Below are 16,883 nucleotides of genomic sequence, written 5' to 3' on the forward strand. Positions count from 1 at the left end.
TTTTATGCTTATACCGAGTCCAACTTTCAACCCTTTTCACACGCCCGGACGGCCGGAGCGTGGTCCCAAGGAGCGTGCCGAACCGCATGGAAAGACCCTGGCTGGCCCACTACGAACCCGGCGTCCCACGCGACTTCACCCCGAGTGGTGGAGTTCTCCCCGACCTGCTGCGCCGCAGCGCGGAGGCGTACGCCGACCGGGAGGCGCTGACCTTCCTGGGCAGGGCGACCACCTACCGGCGGCTGTGGCAGGACGCGCGGCGGTTCGCGGTGGCCCTTCAGAACCTCGGGGTGCGGCCCGGCGAGCGGGTCAGCGTGATGCTCCCCAACTGCCCGCAGTTCGTGGTGAGCTTCTACGGGGCGCTCCTCGCGGGCGCGACGGTGGTGAACACCAGCCCGCTGTACGTCGCCTCCGAACTGGAGCACCAGCTTCTCGACAGCGGCAGCGAGACGCTGATCCTGCTCGACGCCTTCTACCCGCGTTACCAGCAGATCGCCGCCCGCGTGCCGGTGAAGCGCGTGATCGTCACCGGCATCCAGGACGCGCTGCCCTTTCCCAAGAACGTGCTCTACCCCCTCAAAGCGCGGCGTGAGGGGACCTGGGTGGACGTGCGGGCGGGCGGGTCCGTCTTCCACTTCGGCTCGCTCGTGCGGTCGCAGGCGCCCTCCCCGCAGGTGGTCACGATCTGGCCCGACGACGTGGCCCTGCTCCAGTACACGGGCGGCACGACGGGCGTGCCCAAAGGGGCGATGCTCACCCACGGCAACCTCGTGGCGAACGCCGAGCAGGCCCGTGCCTGGATGACCGACCTGCGCGAGGGGCAGGAGGTCACGCTGGCGGCCATTCCCTTCTTCCACGTGTACGGGATGACGGTCGCGATGAACCTCAGCGTGTTGATCGGCGCGACGATTGCCCTGGTGCCCAACCCGCGCGACGTGCGGATGGTCCTCTCGCAGATCAGCGCGAGCAAAGCGACCCTCTTTCCCGGGGTGCCCACCCTCTACAACGCGATCAACAACCACCCCGACACGCCGAAGCACGACCTGACGACCATCCGCGCGTGCATCAGCGGCAGCGCGCCCCTGCTGCTCGAAACCGCGCGGAGATTTCGGGCGCTGACGGGCGGGGCGAATCTGGTCGAGGGCTACGGCCTGACCGAGGCGTCGCCCATCACCCACACCAACCCGATCTTCGGCGACCAGCGCGAGGGGAGCATCGGCCTTCCCATGCCCGGCGTGGACGCCCTGGTGGTGGGCGAGGACGGCGAGCCCGTCGTGAGCGGCGAGGTGGGCGAGCTGTGGGTGGCCGGGCCGAACGTGATGAAGGGGTACTGGAACTGCGAGGGCGAGACGGCGAAGGCCCTGCGGGAGGCGCACGGGCGAACCTGGCTGCTCACGGGCGACCTCGCCGTGATGGACGAGGACGGGTACTTCCGGGTCGTGGACCGCAAGAAGGACCTGATCATCGCGGGCGGGTACAACGTCTACCCCCGCGAGGTCGAGGAGGTGCTGATGACCCACCCCGCCGTGCTGGAGGCCGCCGCCGTGGGCCTGCCCGACGCCTACCGGGGTGAGAGCGTCCACGCCGCCCTGGCCCTCAGGCCCGGGATGACGGCCACGGCGGCGGAGATCACCGCGCACTGCCGGGCCCACCTCAGCCCCTACAAGGTGCCGCGCACGGTCGAGTTCCGCGCCGACCTCCCCAAGACGGCCGTGGGCAAGGTGCTGCGCCGTCAGCTCGCGCAGGAGGCGCGGGAGAGGATGGAGGCGACCCCGGCGGCGAGCTAGGTCCCCTCCGCCGTCTCCACTTCCCCTGCGGCGCCCGGCTCCCCGCCACGAGGTCTATCAGGACAAAGATGTGGAACGGGCGAGGAGGATGAGAGCCCCCGGGCCGCCGCGTGGTACGGTAGACCCATCACGGTCGCCCTGGGCACGCGAAGGCGGTGCCCGGATGAGCGCGACCCGTGGCTGCCGGAGGGAGAAAGATGGTCGAGGGAAAGGGATGGAGAGCGGAGAGCGGGACGACGCGCGGGCGGGGGGCCGGGCTGCTGCTGCTGCTGAGTCTGGGGTTGATGGGATGTAGCCGGACGGGGTCGGTGCCCCCCGCCGGGGTCGCCGCTCACCCGGGATTGCAGCTTGAGGCGGAGGCGGGGGCCATTACCGCCAGCCTGACCCCCCAGACCGTCGCCGATCCGCGTGCGGGCGGACGGATCATCAACGACCCCGACGCGAGCGGCGGCCAGGCCGTCGTTTTGCTGGGCACCAACGACAACGTCGAGTTCGCCGTGCCGTCCTCCCTTCAGGCGGGGCGCTACACCGTTTCGGTGCGCGGGCGGGGAGAGGCGCACGAGGGCTGGCCCATCGTGGACCTGAACGACACGGGGCAGCAGCGCATGGCAGTGGCGACGCTCGACTCGGCGACCTACGTGACCCGCTCCTTCGGGGAGTTCGACCTGACGCCCGGAGAGGTGCTCAACCTGTCGTTCATCAACGACCTGTACGGGGGGCCCGGCCAGGACCGCAACGCCGTCGTCGATTACCTCGTCATCGAGCCCGTGGGGACGACGCCCGCCAACCGGCCGCCCACGGTGACCCTGCGACCGCTCGACAACGGGAACCTGACCGGGGCGGACGGCTCGACCTTCGAGGACGAGCACAACGTCCTGCTGGAGGCCGACGCCTCGGACCCGGACGGCACGGTGGCCCGGGTCGAGTTCTTCGCGGGCGACGTGAAGATCGGCGAGGACACCAGCGCGCCCTACCGTCTGGTCCACAGCCAGGAGCGCGACCAGCCCCTCGCGGGCCCCACCCCGGTCACCTACTCGGCGCGGGTGACGGACGACCGGGGGGCCGTGACGACCTCGGCGCCCGTCGGGATCGTCACCCGTTCGCGGGGTTACGACCCGGCCAGCCCGCTCCCCCTGCGCGCGGTCAACTTCGGGGGACCGGCGACGGCGGTCAGCAAGTTCCACTGCTCCTTCTGCCTGAACGGGGTGTTCTTCGACGCCGGGGACGCGGGGGGCTGGACCACCAACGGCACCGTCCAGAGCATCAACGTCGCCCCCGTTCCTCCCATCCTGAGCCCGGAGCGGGAAGAACTCATGCGCGGCGCCGTCTCGCGTCCCGGCGGGCTGGAGGTGGGCGTGCCCGTGCCGAACGCCGCCTACGAGGTGTACCTGTGGGTGCGTTCGGAGGGCGCGGACCCCTACGACATCCAGATGGAGGGCCGCAGCGTCTCCCGCTTCGACCCCCGGGAGGCGGGCGTCTGGAGCAAGCTCGGTCCCTTCCCGGTCACGGTGGGTGACGGCGTGCTGAACGTGGCGAGCACCGGCACCGCGACCGCCAGCTTCTCGGCCATCGAGGTCTGGCGGGTCAGGCAGCCCGGCGAGACCCCGCCGAGCGTCGCCTTCAACCCCGTGCCCGAGTACGCCCCCTACCCCGGGACCGCCCTGCCGCTGACCGTAGAGGCCTCCTCCGCGAGCGGCACCGTCGAGAAGGTCGAGTTCTACGCCAAGGGGCCGTCCCCGTCGAGCCGCGCCCTGAAGCTCGGGGAGGACAGAACCGCCCCCTTCAGCCTGGCGTGGCAGAACGCCCCCGCCGGGTACTACTCCCTGATCGCGCGGGCCACCGACAGTGCTGGACTCTCCTCGACGACGGAGACGAAAGTCATTATCCAGGCCCCGTAGGAGGCTTCGCAGCCTGCCCCGCCCCCACCTCGCGTGGGGGTTTCGCCTTCCGGGATGGCCTCCCCCGGCCGGGCCCTCTACCGTTCCTGAAGCTCCCGGGGGTATGACATAACCCTGACTGGGGGAGAAGGGGTTGTGAGCTTTTCTACGGTTAGTGTAGGGTGAGGGCAGTTCCGGAAGTGATGAGTGGACGTCACCATCGGCTGCTCCCGTTGGTCTTATGGGAACGAAAAGGGGAAGAGGATGACCGAAACAAGAAAGGGCGTGACGGGAAGCTCTTCACGCTCGCAGAGACGAAAGCTGGGAACGGGCGCGGGGCTGCTGCTGCTGAGCGTGGTGTTGATGGGGTGCAGCCAGCAGGCCGGGGTGCCCGCCGTGACGAACACCCTGCCCCTGGAAGCCGAGGAAGGCAGCATCCAGGCGTACACAACCCCACAGACCGTTGCCGACCCCCGCAACGGCGGCCGGATCATCAACGATCCCAACGCCAGCGGCGGCAGGGCGGTCATCCTCCTGGGCACCAACGACAACGTGCGCTTCGTGGTTCCCGGCAGCGTCAAGGCCGGGCGGTACAGCGTCTCGGTGCGCGGGCGGGGTGAGAACTTCCAGGGCTGGCCCACCGTGGACCTCAACGACGCCGCGCAAAGACGGCTGGCGGTGGCGACGCTGGACTCGGCGACGTACGTGACCCGCAAGTTCGGGGACTTCGACCTGAAGCCGGGGCAGGTGTTCAACCTGTCGTTCATCAACGACCTGTACGAGGGACGGGGCAAGGACCGCAACGCCATCGTCGACTACCTCGTGATCGAGCCTGTGCAAAGCACGCCGTCCCCAGTCAACCAGGCGCCCACGGTGACCCTGGGGACCCTCGAAAACGGGGTCTTGCTCCCCTCCACGCTTCCCCAAAGCTACTTCGTCGACGACAACAACATCATCCTGAAGGCCGACGCCTCGGACCCGGACGGCAAGATCGCCAGGGTCGAGTTCTACTTCGGGGTGAGCAAGATCGGCGAGGACACCACCGCGCCCTATACCTTCGCGTACCCGCGTAACAACGACATCGACACCACCTTCCAGGGCACCTTCACGGCGCGGGCCGTGGACGACCGGGGAGCGGCCGCCACGTCAGAGGAACGCTCGGCGAGTTTCTACTCGGGCAGCTCCTTGAACCCGGTGTTGCGCGCGATCAACTTCGGCGGCGAGGGCGTGCAGACGCAGAGCTACGAGCCACTGTTCCTCGGGCCGAACTTCTCGGCGGGCAACCGGGCGGGGATCACGACGAACGGCACGCCCACGGTCCTGCCCACGAGCGTGCCGCTCCAGCCTGCCGCTGACGCCGACCGCGAGGCCCTGGTCCGCAGCGCGCTGTCGCGTCACGGGGGGCTGGAGGTGAACGTGCCGGTTCCCAACGCTCCCTACAGCGTCTACCTGTGGGTACGGGCCGAGGACGCGACCGCCTACGGCATCCGGATGGAGGGCCAGGAGGTCGGCCGCTTCGCCCCCGGTGAGGCGGGGCAGTGGAAGCGGGTGGGGCCGTTCAACCTCACGGTGAGTGACGGGGTGTTGAACGTGGCAAGCGCAGGCACCGCCACGGCCAACTTCTCGGCCATCGAGATTTACCGCAGATCGCAGGCGGGGGACACGCTGCCGACGGTGGCCTTCAACCCCACGCCTCCCGTCTCCAATGTTGGCGGTCAGCCTCTCACGCTCACGGCGAACGCTTCGGACCCGGAAGGCGTCGCGCGGGTCGAGTTCTTCGCCTATCCCTACGGTGGCGGCGGCACCCCGGTTCAGAAGATCGGCGAGGCCACGAGCGCGCCCTACACCGTCGTGTGGCAAAATACACCGGCCAGCGGCCTTTACGGCATCCTGGCCATCGCCACCGATAACACGGGGGTCTCCTCCGAGCAGGGGGCAGCCCGGAGAGGCGGCACTTTCGTGTCCTTTTCCTCCCCGTAAGCCGTCGCCCGCCACCCATTCTGTCCCCGACCCCCACCCCGCGTGGGGGTCTTTGCCTGTCTTGCCGTTCCTGCACCGAGGCACAGACGCCCTCACCCCCCGCTGCCCTATCATGGAGGGTATGGCGTATACCATCCTCGTCGCGGACGACGACGCGGCCATCCGGACCATGCTGGAGGTGATCTTGTCGGCGGACGGACACACCATCACGGCGGTGGCGGACGGGCGGGCGGCGCTGGAGTACCTGCAAAACCACACGCCCGACGCGCTGCTGCTCGACATCGAGATGCCCCTGATGGACGGCTTCGAGATCTGCTCGCGCGTCAAGCGCGTCAAGCGGCTGCGGGGAACGCCCGTGCTGCTGATGACGGCCCTCGACGACGACCACACCCGCGATCAGGCCAAGCTCGTCGGCGCGGACGACCTCGTGTACAAGCCGCTGAGCGGCAAGAACCTGCGCGGGCGGCTGACGCACCTGATCGAGGCCCGCCGTCCCCGAGAAACGGGCGCGCCCCAGGAGAAGTGACGTGTTCCTGAGATTCCTCAAACTCACCACCTCCCTGCTGCTGGCGGGGGGCGTCGCGGCGGCGGGGGTCGGTGCCACCTACGCGACGAAGTGGGCGCGCGAGCTGCCCGACTACCGGACGCTCGACACCTTCACCTTCGGGGCCGAGACGCGCGTCTTCGCCCGCGACGGCACGCCGCTGGGCACCCTGGTCCCCAAGATCGGCGAGCAGGCGGTCAGCCGCACCCTCGTCCGCCTCGACGAGATCAGCCCCTACATGACGGCGTCGTTGATCGCCAACGAGGACCGGAGATTTTTCGAGCACTACGGCCTGGACCCCTACGGCATCGGGCGGCAGTTCCAGCGGGCCGCGCAGGGCGAGGACGTGCAGGGCGGCTCGACGCTGACGAACCAGCTCATCAAGAACACCCTGCTCTTCGACGAGTACAAGCAGGCGCGCACCCCCGACCGCAAGGTGAAGGAGTGGATGCTCTCGGTGCAGGTCGAGCGCGCCTTCACCAAGGAGGAGATCCTTCAGAACTACCTCAACGCGATCTACTGGGGCGACGGCGGCCCGGTCGAACTGTACGGCATCTACTCGGCGGCGCAGGCGTACTTCCGCAAGACGCCCAAGCAGCTCTCGCTCGCGGAAAGCGCCTACCTCACCATCCTGGTGCCCACCCCCAACCGTTACTTCGACTACGCGGCGGTGCGGCCCCTGATGAAGGTGCTGCTCAACCGCATGGTGGAGGACAAGTGGATCACCCGGGCGCAGGCGGACGCGGCGTGGCGCGAGAAGCTCCAGCCGCGCGGCTGGAAGGTCGCCTACGACGCGGAGGGGAACCTCAAGGGCGCCAAGCTGGTGGACCGCTCGGCCAAGGAACTCAAGGCGGTGACGAGCACCCGCGCACAGCATTTCGTGAGTCAGGTCGAACAGGAACTCGTCCGCCGCTTCGGGCGCGACAAGGTATACGGCGCGGGCGGCCTGCGGGTGTACACGACCCTCGACCCCAAGCTCCAGAACGCGGTGGAGACGGCCAGCCGCGAGGCGTCGTCGCTGGCGTACCGGGGCTTTCCACCCGGCGCGACGCTCGGCGCCACCATCCTCGACCCCTACACAGGCGAGGTGCTGGGCATGATCGGGCAGAAGATCGTGCCGGGGCAGCCGCTTCCCGACTGGAACAACGCGGCGCAGGGCCAGCGGCAGATCGGCTCGACGATCAAGCCGCTGCTCTACACCACGGCGCTCTCGACCGGGCTCGACCAGACGCACCGCGAGGAGGACAAGCCGATCACCTTCCCTTGCGCCATCGGCTGCAAGGACGGCGTGTACAAGCCCCAGAACTTCGAGGGCCACACGACCTTCCGCAACATGACGATCCGGGAGGCGCTCGACCGCTCGCTCAACCTCGTCACCGTGCGGCTGGCCGACCGCATCGGGCTCCAGACCTTTTTCGGGAAGATCCGGGAGCTGGGCATCCCGCCGAACGACGGCACCGGGCTGGCGGCGGCGCTGGGGGCGGTGGAGACGACGCCCGTCAAGATGGCCGCCGCTTACTCGACCTTCGTGAACGGGGGGCTGTACCGCGCGCCGCGCTACATCACCCGGGTGACGACCGCGCGGGGCGAGGTGCTGTACGACGCCGCGAACGACACCACGCGCGCCAAGCGGGTCTGGACGCCGCAGGTCGCCTTCCTGGGGCTCGACATGATCCGGGGCGTGGTGAACGACCTGAACGAGCGGCAGGGCGGCCTCGCCACCCGGGCGAAGTTCGGCGAGTGGCCGGTGGCGGGCAAGACGGGCACCTCGAACGGCCCCAAGGACTTCTGGTTCGTGGGGACCACGCCGCTCTACACGGGCGCGGTGTGGGTCGGCAAGCAGCAGGGCGGCGAGATGCCCACCTACTACTACTCCGGCTACGTGAACGCCCCGATCTGGCGGCGGATGATGGAGATCGCCCACGCGGGCAAGACCCCGACCGCCTTCCTGGAGCCGCCCGGCATCACGTACGCGGAGGCGCCCGACTCCGGCTACCTGCCCGGCGTGAAGATCGCCCAGATCGATCCCCAGTACAACACCTCGACCACCGCCATCGAGCGCGACGCCCCGCCGCCCACGGTCTACCGCGAGGCGACGTGGCAGCCGACAGAAGACCCACGCACGACCGTCATCAACGTGGACCGCACGACGGGCCGTCTCGCCACCGAGTTCACGCCCCCCGACCGCATCGAGCAGCGCCGGGTGTACGTCGAGGAGTTGCCCGCCTACGCCCCCGACCCCAACCCCCAGCCCCTGCGCGACGAGAAACCCGACCCCGAGGCCCTGAAGGTGGTGCGCGCCCAGCAGACCACGCCCAGCCCCAAGGCCACCGAGCCGGACGATACGGCGGCTCCCTGAGGACCAGTCCGAGAGGAGGCTCCCAGGATTCAAACCGGAGCCTCCTTTTCCGCTGCCCCAGGACGCTCCTTCTCACATCCCTGTCACGCGGCGGCAAGGCACCGGGCGGCATCATGCGGCCCATGAGACACGCTCCCCTCCTCACGCTGCTGCTGGCCCTCGGCACCCCGGACGCGGGGGCGCGGGTGCGGCTCGGAGAACTCCTGCCCTCCCACCCCTGGACCTCCGGCGAGCGCGAGGTCGTCGTCGTGTACTCGCACGACTGCGGTGACCTGGGCGACCTGTGGGGGGCGGTGCTAGGCGCCGGGCTGCCCGTGCGCGCCGTGAACGCCGAGGACGTGCCCGCTCCGGCGCCGAAGGGCGTCAACGTGTGGCGAGGCCCGGAGGCGACCGCCTTCGCCCGCGCGCTGCGGGTGGGGGCCTACCCGACCGTGCTGCTTGTGCGAGAGGGGCGGGTGCTGAACGCCTGGGAGGGGAATTTCGGGGGGAATCTGGGGCTGGTGGGGACAGCGGGGCGCTGACGTTTTTCTCCCCTTGCGGGTGACTGGCAGAGCCGCGCAGCGGATTGGTACAGCTCGGCAGGAGAGGGCCGGGGTGACTTGCAAAGCTGCTTGCAGAGGGGGCGTCTGACCAGCCTGGAGTTCAGCAAGACGCCCGGCCTTGTCTCTCCGACGCGCGCCACATGGCGTTTGCATTCACCCCCTCTTCTGGGGAGTTTTACAAGTCCCAGCCTCCCCCGCAAGGGGGGAGGAGCAAAAAACCCCCGGCTAACTTCCTATGGCACATCAAGCGTTCCAGGGGGAGAGGCAAAGACCAGGACGGGCCCTCTTCCCTGGGGACAGCCCTCCCCCTCCTCCCGGGCTAGACTCGCCCCATGTTTGCCTCTCCCGGTGCCCCGTCCGTCACGGTGGCCTTTCTCGCGGGGTTGATCTCGTTCCTGAGCCCGTGCGTGCTTCCGCTCGTGCCGAGTTACCTCGGTGTGCTGGGCGGGGCGCGGGCACCGCTGGGGCGGGCGCTGGGCTTCGTCCTGGGCTTCGGGCTCGTCTTTATCGCGCTGGGGGCGACGGCGAGCAGCCTGGGGGCACTGCTCGCTCCGCACAAGGTCCTGCTCGGGCGCTTGGCCGCCGTCCTGATCGTCTTCTTCGGGCTGGTGATGCTGGGCGTGATCCGGCTGCCGGTTCTGATGCGGGACACGCGGGCGCTCGGCAACGCCGGAGGGTACGGGCCGGTCGCGCTGGGGGCCGCCTTCGCCTTCGGGTGGAGCCCGTGCCTGGGCCCGGCGCTGGGGAGCATCCTGGGCCTCGCCGCGAGCAGCGCCAGCCTGGGGACGGGGGTGGGCCTCCTCGCCGCGTACACGCTGGGGCTCGCCGTGCCCTTCCTCATCGCCGCGCTGCTGTGGAACCGGCTGAACCTGCGGCGGCTGAACCGGTACGCGGGCATCTTCGAGCGGGTGGGCGGTGCGGTCCTCGTCCTCGTCGGGGTGCTGATGCTGACGGGGCAGTTCACGCGGCTGGCGAGCTTCTTCTACGAGGTGATGCCTGCGTGGCTGAGGGTGTAGGGGGTGAGTGGGAAGTGATCAGGGGTGAGTGGGAGAAGACGGGCCACCCAACCACTGACCACTCACCACTCCCCACTCACCGCCATGCCCTCCAGCTCCGCGACCTCTGGCTGCGTCTTGGCCGCGAGGTCATCCTGCGCGGCGTGAACCTCGATGTCCCTGTCGGTGATGGGCTCACCCTGCTCGGCGAGAACGGGGCGGGCAAGACGACGCTCCTGCGGGTCCTCGCCTCGGGGCTGCGGCCCACCCGAGGGGAGGGGCGGGTGCTGGGCTTCGACCTGCGGGACGGGCGGGCGGTGCGCGAGTGCGTTCACCTGATGCCGGTGGACGGCGGGCTGTACCCCGACCTGACGGGCGAGGAGAATCTGGACTTCGCGTTGCAGATGCACGGGCAGTCCGGGGACGCGGCGGGGGCGCTGCGGCGGGTGGGGCTTACGCGGGCCGCCACCCGCCGCGTCCGGTTCCTGTCAGCGGGGATGCGCAAGCGGCTCGCCCTGGCCCGCGCTCACCTCCTCGCGCGGCCCGTCACGCTGGTCGACGAGCCCTTCGCCAACCTCGACGAGGGGGGGCGGGAACTCACCCTGGAGTTGCTCGGCGACCTCGCGGCGCAGGGCGTGACGCTGGTGATCGCCGCGCACGAACCTCACCTCGCGCGGCGGGTGGCGCCCCGGGCGGTGCGGCTGGTCGGCGGGAAGGTGGAGGACCGTGGAACGTAGGGCGTGGGGCGTGGAGAAGCAGAGCGATCCGACCACGCTCCACAGTCCAGCCTCCACCGTCCGCCCGGCCCTCACCCTCGCCGCCAAGGACCTGCGGGTCGCCGGGCGCACGCGGGACACGCTGCTCGCCACGGCCTTCTTCGCGGGGCTGGTGCTCCTCGTGCTGGGGCTGGCACTCGGGGGGGACGGGACGGCGCGCACGCCCCCGCAGACGGCGGGCGTCGCGGCGGGGGCGGTGTGGACGGCCCTCGCGCTCGCGGCGGCAGTGGGGGCGCAGCGGGCCTTCGCGCAGGAGCAGGAGGCGGGGGCGCTGGAACAGCTTCTCCTCTACCCTGGAGCGCACGGGGCGCTGTACGTGGGCAAGCTGCTGGGGGTGCTGGGTCCCCTCTTTCTCGTCGCGGCGTTCACCCTCCCGGCGGGCCTGATCCTCTTCGGGGCGGCGGGCGCGGGGCGGGCGGTGCCGTGGGGGGCCCTCGCGCTCCTCACCGCCCTGGGAGTCGTCGGCTTCGCGGCGGGGACGACCTTTTACGGCTCGATCACGGTGAACCTGCGGGCGCGCGAGGCGCTGCTCCCCGCACTCGCCTTCCCCATCCTGGTGCCCGTGGTGATCGCCAGCGTCAAGGCGACCACGCTGCTGCTGACGGGCGGGTGGACGCCGGAGGTCACGACCTGGGTGGTGTTCCTCGCGGCCTTCGACCTGGGGACGGTCATCCTGGCGACATTGCTGTTCGGGTTCGCCGTGGAGGGGTAGGCGCCCGGTACAGTGTGACCCATGCTCGCAAACGGGGAGAAAGTCGGCACGGACGGCCTGAACCACCAGCACACGACCGGGGCACGCGGCCACGAGTTGCTCGCCCTCCTCGGAAACGACCCCTCCGCCCGGCCCGATCACCTCAACCTGAACGGCTGCCACCTCCACGCCCTGCCCGAGAGCCTGTGGCGCTGCAAGGGCGCCCGGGTCCTGAGCGTGTACGACAACGGGCTGACGGCGGTGCCCGAGTGGGTCTGGGACCTGACGCGGCTCACCACCCTGAACCTCTCGGCGAACCGGCTGACCGAACTCTCCGCCGGGCTGGGCAGGCTGACCGAGTTGCAGATGCTCGACCTCGGCCACAACGAATTAAGTTCGCTGCCCGACGTGTTCGCCGAGTTGCGCGGGTTGCGGTTTGTGTACCTGAGCAATAATCGGCTGACCGGGCTGCCGGACTCTCTGGGGCGCCTGGGCTCGCTGGTCTACCTCAACGTCACGGACAACGCCCTGACGGCTCTGCCGGAGTGGCTGGGCGAGTTGGGGAGCCTCGCCGAGTTCCGCGCTTACAACAATGCCCTCACGTCCCTGCCCGCCTCGCTGGGAGAACTGACCGGGTTGCGGGAACTGCACGCCATGAACAACCGCCTGACCAGCCTGCCGCCCGAGTTGGGAGGCTGCGCCCGGCTGGGCAAGCTGATGTTACAGGGCAACGCGCTCACGGCACTGCCCGACGAGATCGGAAAACTTGGCGCACTTGCCGAGCTGGACCTCCGGTTCAACAACCTGACGAGCCTGCCCTCTTCCCTGGCCGAACTGGAGGGCCTGCGCTTCCTCGACCTGCGGGCGAACGGGCTGACGGCGGTGCCGGAGGGGCTGGCCTTCCTCCCGGGGCTGGAGAGGCTGGACCTGCGCTGGAACTGTCTGTCCTCCCTGCCCCCCGCGTTCCGGCGGCTGGAGGAGCGGGGTTGCCTGCTCTACACCTGAGCGGTCAGGAATCCCCCGCCACCAGCAGCACCGCCCGCCCGTCGTGGTCCCCGGTCGTCTCGGTCGGCGTGTCGATCCGCGAGCCCAGGTCCACGTACCCGGCCCGCTTGAACACGGTGCGGGCACTGAGCTTGTCCGCCAGGTCCTCGCGGGCGACCCCGAAGGAGCGGTAGGAGTGGCCGGGGCGGGGCAGCAGGCGGACACCCTCCAGGCTGAAGGCGCCGGTGAAGGCGTACCCGTTCATCACGGGAATCGGCCCGAAGATGCGCCCGTGGTTGTTGGGCACGAAAAAGGGGGCGTCGCTGAACGCCTCGCCCGGCCCGGTGGGCAGCATGGGGTAGAGCTTCCCGCCCACCTCCCCGAAATACCCGGTGCTGTGCCCGCCCCTGGGCCCGTACCCGGCGGCGATCATGGCGGCGAGGAGGCGGGTGGTGGCCTCCTGCGGCGAACGGGCCGCGCGGTCGATCAGGAGGACGTTGACCGGCTCGCGCAGGGTGCGCCCGCCGACCTTCTCCCCGAGCCAGGTGGCGGGCATGAGGTCCCCCGTGATCATCCAGCGCCCGACCTCCCCGATGTCGGGGACGGACACGGGCGCGCCCCCAGGGCGGGAGGTGGAGGGGTCGGGAAGGGACGCGGCGGGCGTGGAGGCTGATGGGGCGCAGGCGGTCAACGCCAGGGCGGCGGTCAGGGTCAGGGCGCGGCCGGAATTCATGGGGGAACCTCCGCTTGGCAGCTCGACGGGTCCGGGAGTGGACGACGGTAGGGCAGGTTCACCGTACCTCATCCGCAGAGGCGACCCCCTCCCCACCTCGGCAGGGGGACACTCGCACTTGCCCCGTCCGCGCCAGGACGCGATTCTGTGCCCACGAAAGCAGGCCGCCCCCGGGTCACGGTGACCCTCACGGGCGCGGTTCAGAATGGGGTTCGACATGAGACAAGACCAAGTCACGACGGGGCTGGGCGCCGCGACCCTCCTCGCCCTGGGGGCGGCGGTGGCGCTCGGGCTGAGCGCGCCCCAGGACATCAACCAGGGCTCGCTCGTCCGCCTGATGTTCGTGCACGTGCCGACCGCGTGGCTGAGTTACCTCGCCTACGGCGGGACCGGCCTCTTCGGGCTGCTGTACCTGATCACCCGCCAGCGCCGTTTCGACCGCCTGGCCCTGAGCAGCGCCGAGATCGGCGTGCTGTTCACCGTGGCGACCATCGTGGGCGGGATGCTGTGGGCCAAGCCGACCTGGGGTGTGTACTGGGTGTGGGACGCGCGGCTCACGACGACGGCGCTGAGCCTCGTGGTGTACGGCGGCTACCTCCTGATCCGCAGCCTGATCGACGACCCGGAGCGCCGGGCGCGGGTGGCGGCGGTCGTGGGGCTGGTGGGGACCCTGTACGTGCCGATCAACTACATGGCGGTGGAGTGGTGGCGGGGCGTGCACCAGACGCAGACCCTCAAGCTGCTGGGCAAGATTCGCTTCGACGCCGCGCCCGTGTACGGCTGGGTGCTGCTCGCGGCGACCGTCGCCTTTACCCTCCTGTACTTCTACCTGCTGCGGGTGCGGGCCATCCTCGCCGCCCGCGAGGAGGCGCGCGAGGAGCGCGAGCTGATGGCGGACCTGAATGTCGGGGAGGCCGTCCGTGGATAAGTACGCCGCCTACGTGATCGTGGTTTACGTGGTGACCCTGCTGCTCCTCGCGGCCTACCTCGGGTGGATGTGGCTGAGGCTGCGGGCGAACCGGGAGGAGGAGTCGCGGTGACCCTGCCCTCCCCCCTGCCGCAGGCGCGGCGGCGCAGGCGGAGCCCGCTGCCCACCGTCCTGGGCGTGCTCGCCCTGGCCGGGCTGACGGCCTTCATCGCCTTCGGGAACCTGGGCAGGAGCCTCGAATACTTCGTCACGCCGACCGAGTACCTCCAGCAGCGCGCCGAGTTCGAGGGGCGCCCCCTGCGCATCGGCGGGCTGGTGAAGACGGTGCAGTACAACCCGCAGACCCTCGACCTGAAGTTCAACGTGACGGACGGCGGCGCGAGCTTCCCGGTGCAGTACCGGGGGGCGGTGAGCGACCTCTTCAAGGAGAACCAGGGGGTCGTCGTGCGCGGCGAGTTCCAGGGCAACACCTTCCACGCCTCCGAACTCATCGTGAAGCACTCCGAGGAGTACCACGTCCCGCAGACGCAGGCCGAACTCAAGGACCTGCTGAGGCAGAGCGAGTGAGGACTCGCGCCCCATGCTGAACCTGATTTCCTTTCAATCGAGTGCGCTCGGGGCGCTGGGGCAACTGGCCCTGCTCGCGGCCCTGGCCTTCACCCTGGGCGGCACCTGGCTCGCCGTTGTCGGGGGCATCAAGTCTGATGCCCGGGCGACCGAGGCGGCGAGGCGGGCGGTGTGGGCGGTCTTCGCGCTCGTGAGTCTCGCCACGCTGACCCTGATGGCGGCCCTGCTGGGGGACAACTTCTCGGTGCGGTACGTGGCCGAGCACTCGATGCGGGCCTCGCCGACCTGGGTGAAGGTGACGAGCCTGTGGGGGGCGCTGGAGGGCTCGATCCTGCTGTGGGCGTGGCTGCTCGCGGGCTTCGCCTTCGTGCTGAGCCTGACCCTGCGGCGCGACGCCCTGCGGCCCTGGGCCCTCGGCGCGATGTTCGTCAATCTGCTCTTCTTCGTGGGCGTGTGCGCCACGGTCGCCAGCCCCTTCACGCCGGTCTCGCAGATGGTCGCCGACGGGCGCGGACCCAACCCCGCCCTGCAAAACCACTGGATGATGGCCGTCCACCCGGTGCTGCTGTACCTGGGTTTTGTCGGCCTGTCCGTGCCCTTCGCGTACGCGGTCGCCGCGCTCGTGACCGGGCGGCTCTCCGACCACTGGGTCGTGACCACCCGGCGCTGGACGCTGACCGCCTGGGCCTTCCTGACCGCCGCCATCGTCGCGGGCGGCTGGTGGAGCTACGAGACGCTGGGGTGGGGCGGCTACTGGGCGTGGGACCCGGTGGAGAACGCGTCGTTCATCCCCTGGCTGCTCGCCACAGCCTTCTTGCACAGCGTCCAGATTCAGGAGCGGCGCGGGCTGATGCGGTCGTGGAACGTCTGGCTGATCGTGCTGGCGTACGCGAGCACGGTGCTGGGGACCTTCCTCAACCGCTCCGGCATTGTGCAGAGCGTCCACGCCTTCGCGGGCGGGCCGGTGGGACCGGTGTTCCTGGGCTTTCTCGCCTTCCTGCTCGTCGCGGGGATCGGGCTGGCGGCGTGGCGTGCTCCCCACCTGCGGGACGAGGGGGAGGCTCCCGCTCCGCTCAGCCGTGAGGGGGCGTTCCTGGCGGGGAACTGGCTCTTCCTGGTCTTCGCGGTGATGGTCCTCGTCGGCACCCTCTTCCCCACCTTCGTCGAGGCGGTGCAGGGGCGGCGGGACGCCTCGGTGGGGCCCACCTTCTACAACGCCTTCGCCATTCCGCTGGGGTTGGGCCTGCTGCTCCTGATGGGCGTGGGGCCGCTCCTCCCCTGGCGGCGGGCCGAGGGGCAGGGCCTGTGGCGGGCGTTGCGTCCCCTGCTGCTGGCAGGAATCGGGGCGGCGGTCATCGCCTTCGTGCTGGGGGTGCGGAGCCCGGGTGTGCTGGGAACCGTCGCGCTCGGGGCGTACAACCTCGTCGGGCTGGGCCTGCTGACGGCCCGCGCCCTGCGGCAACGGGGCGGCAACTTCGCGGGCCTGGTGCGCGAGCAGCCCCGGCGGTACGGCGCCTACCTCGCCCACGTCGGGCTCGTCGTCATCGCGCTCGGGATCGCCTTCTCGGGGGCGTACCGGCAGGACGCGCAGGCCACGCTGAATGTCGGCGCGGCACCGACCACGCTGCTGCACGAGACGCTGGCGCTCCAGGGGACGCGGGTGGACACCAAACCCTACGGACGCTCGCAGGTCGCCCGGGTGCTGATCGACGGGCAGCCCTTCGAGGCGCGGCTGAACACCTACGTGCAGGGCGGCGACTCCGCCTTTGCCGCGCCCGCCGTGCGGTACGGGCTGCTGGGCGACACGTACCTCGTGGTGACGGCCTTCGACGCTCAGGGGAAGTGGGCGAGCGTACGGCTGATCGAGAGCCCGCTCGTGTCGTGGATCTGGTGGGGCACGCTGGTCGTGGTGCTGGGGGCCGGGTTGACGCTCGTGACGCCCCGGCGCGTGGCGGTGCGGGTGCCGGTGACGCGGGCGGCCCCGGCGACGGACTGAGGCGGGGAGTTGAAGGCTGCGTTTCCTTGGTTGCCCGGCCCGCTCACCCCCTCCCAACCTCCCCCCTCAAGGGGGAGGAGTAAAAGGAACCTAATGCGTCGGTGCGCTCAGCCTTTTGACCACC

Annotated in this window: 15 protein-coding genes; 14 read left to right on the forward strand and 1 reads right to left on the reverse strand. The window is 70.2% G+C overall.

All coding sequences use genetic code 11. The annotated features are described in order from the left end of the window. The first annotated feature begins 86 nt into the window (after positions 1–86). The 10 genes from DAETH_RS08430 to DAETH_RS08475 all read left to right on the forward strand — a co-directional run bounded on the left by DAETH_RS08430 (position 87) and on the right by DAETH_RS08475 (position 12,556). The gene (locus DAETH_RS08430; RefSeq protein ID WP_264774454.1) at positions 87–1,787 is read left to right on the forward strand and encodes a long-chain-fatty-acid--CoA ligase; all 1,701 of its coding nucleotides are present in this window, start codon (positions 87–89) and stop codon (positions 1,785–1,787) included. Positions 1,788–2,095: 308 nt separating this feature from the next. Continuing rightward, the gene (locus DAETH_RS08435) at positions 2,096–3,685 is read left to right on the forward strand and encodes an Ig-like domain-containing protein (RefSeq protein ID WP_264774455.1); all 1,590 of its coding nucleotides are present in this window, start codon (positions 2,096–2,098) and stop codon (positions 3,683–3,685) included. A gap of 243 nt (positions 3,686–3,928) precedes the next feature. After that, positions 3,929–5,644, forward strand: coding sequence for an Ig-like domain-containing protein (locus DAETH_RS08440; protein WP_264774456.1), 1,716 nt, complete (start codon positions 3,929–3,931; stop codon positions 5,642–5,644). 112 nt (positions 5,645–5,756) lie between these two features. Continuing rightward, positions 5,757–6,170 carry a response regulator gene (locus DAETH_RS08445; RefSeq protein ID WP_264774457.1) on the forward strand — a complete coding sequence of 138 codons (414 nt, stop codon included), beginning with the start codon at positions 5,757–5,759 and terminating at the stop codon, positions 6,168–6,170. 1 nt (position 6,171) lies between these two features. Then, positions 6,172–8,547 carry a transglycosylase domain-containing protein gene (locus DAETH_RS08450; protein ID WP_264774458.1) on the forward strand — a complete coding sequence of 792 codons (2,376 nt, stop codon included), beginning with the start codon at positions 6,172–6,174 and terminating at the stop codon, positions 8,545–8,547. A gap of 113 nt (positions 8,548–8,660) precedes the next feature. Then, positions 8,661–9,068, forward strand: coding sequence for a penicillin-binding protein (locus DAETH_RS08455; protein WP_264774459.1), 408 nt, complete (start codon positions 8,661–8,663; stop codon positions 9,066–9,068). 353 nt (positions 9,069–9,421) lie between these two features. Further along, positions 9,422–10,105, forward strand: a complete 684-nt coding sequence (locus tag DAETH_RS08460; RefSeq protein WP_264774460.1) for a cytochrome c biogenesis CcdA family protein — start codon at positions 9,422–9,424, stop codon at positions 10,103–10,105. A gap of 134 nt (positions 10,106–10,239) precedes the next feature. Continuing rightward, positions 10,240–10,821, forward strand: coding sequence for an ABC transporter ATP-binding protein (locus tag DAETH_RS08465; RefSeq protein WP_406585107.1), 582 nt, complete (start codon positions 10,240–10,242; stop codon positions 10,819–10,821). Then, a complete protein-coding gene (locus DAETH_RS08470) occupies positions 10,811–11,572 on the forward strand; it encodes a heme exporter protein CcmB (RefSeq protein ID WP_264774462.1) in 762 nt (253 codons plus the stop codon). The genes DAETH_RS08465 and DAETH_RS08470 overlap by 11 nt, the downstream gene beginning before the upstream one ends. Positions 11,573–11,593: 21 nt before the next feature. Next, positions 11,594–12,556, forward strand: coding sequence for a leucine-rich repeat domain-containing protein (locus tag DAETH_RS08475; protein ID WP_264774463.1), 963 nt, complete (start codon positions 11,594–11,596; stop codon positions 12,554–12,556). A 4-nt stretch (positions 12,557–12,560) separates the two neighbouring features. Here the strand turns inward: DAETH_RS08475 and DAETH_RS08480 are convergent, their stop codons facing one another. Beyond that, on the reverse strand, positions 12,561–13,268 hold the full coding sequence (locus DAETH_RS08480) for a hypothetical protein (protein ID WP_264774464.1): 708 nt from the start codon (positions 13,266–13,268) through the stop codon (positions 12,561–12,563). 217 nt (positions 13,269–13,485) lie between these two features. On the opposite strand from DAETH_RS08480, the gene ccsA reads away from it, so the two are divergent. Genes ccsA through DAETH_RS08500 form a run of 4 tightly spaced genes read left to right on the forward strand, consistent with a single transcriptional unit; the run spans position 13,486 to position 16,759 of the window. After that, positions 13,486–14,196, forward strand: a complete 711-nt coding sequence (gene ccsA / locus DAETH_RS08485; protein WP_264774465.1) for a cytochrome c biogenesis protein CcsA — start codon at positions 13,486–13,488, stop codon at positions 14,194–14,196. Continuing rightward, positions 14,189–14,308 (forward strand): heme exporter protein CcmD, encoded by a 120-nt coding sequence (gene ccmD, locus DAETH_RS08490; protein WP_264774466.1) that lies wholly within the window; start codon positions 14,189–14,191, stop codon positions 14,306–14,308. The genes ccsA and ccmD overlap by 8 nt, the downstream gene beginning before the upstream one ends. Beyond that, positions 14,305–14,763 carry a cytochrome c maturation protein CcmE gene (gene ccmE, locus DAETH_RS08495; RefSeq protein ID WP_264774467.1) on the forward strand — a complete coding sequence of 153 codons (459 nt, stop codon included), beginning with the start codon at positions 14,305–14,307 and terminating at the stop codon, positions 14,761–14,763. The genes ccmD and ccmE overlap by 4 nt, the downstream gene beginning before the upstream one ends. 13 nt (positions 14,764–14,776) lie before the next feature. After that, a complete protein-coding gene (locus DAETH_RS08500) occupies positions 14,777–16,759 on the forward strand; it encodes a heme lyase CcmF/NrfE family subunit (protein ID WP_264774468.1) in 1,983 nt (660 codons plus the stop codon). The last annotated feature ends 124 nt before the right edge of the window (positions 16,760–16,883 follow it).

Origin of the sequence: Deinococcus aetherius (assembly GCF_025997855.1) — a bacterium.
GTDB classification, from domain to species: domain Bacteria; phylum Deinococcota; class Deinococci; order Deinococcales; family Deinococcaceae; genus Deinococcus; species Deinococcus aetherius.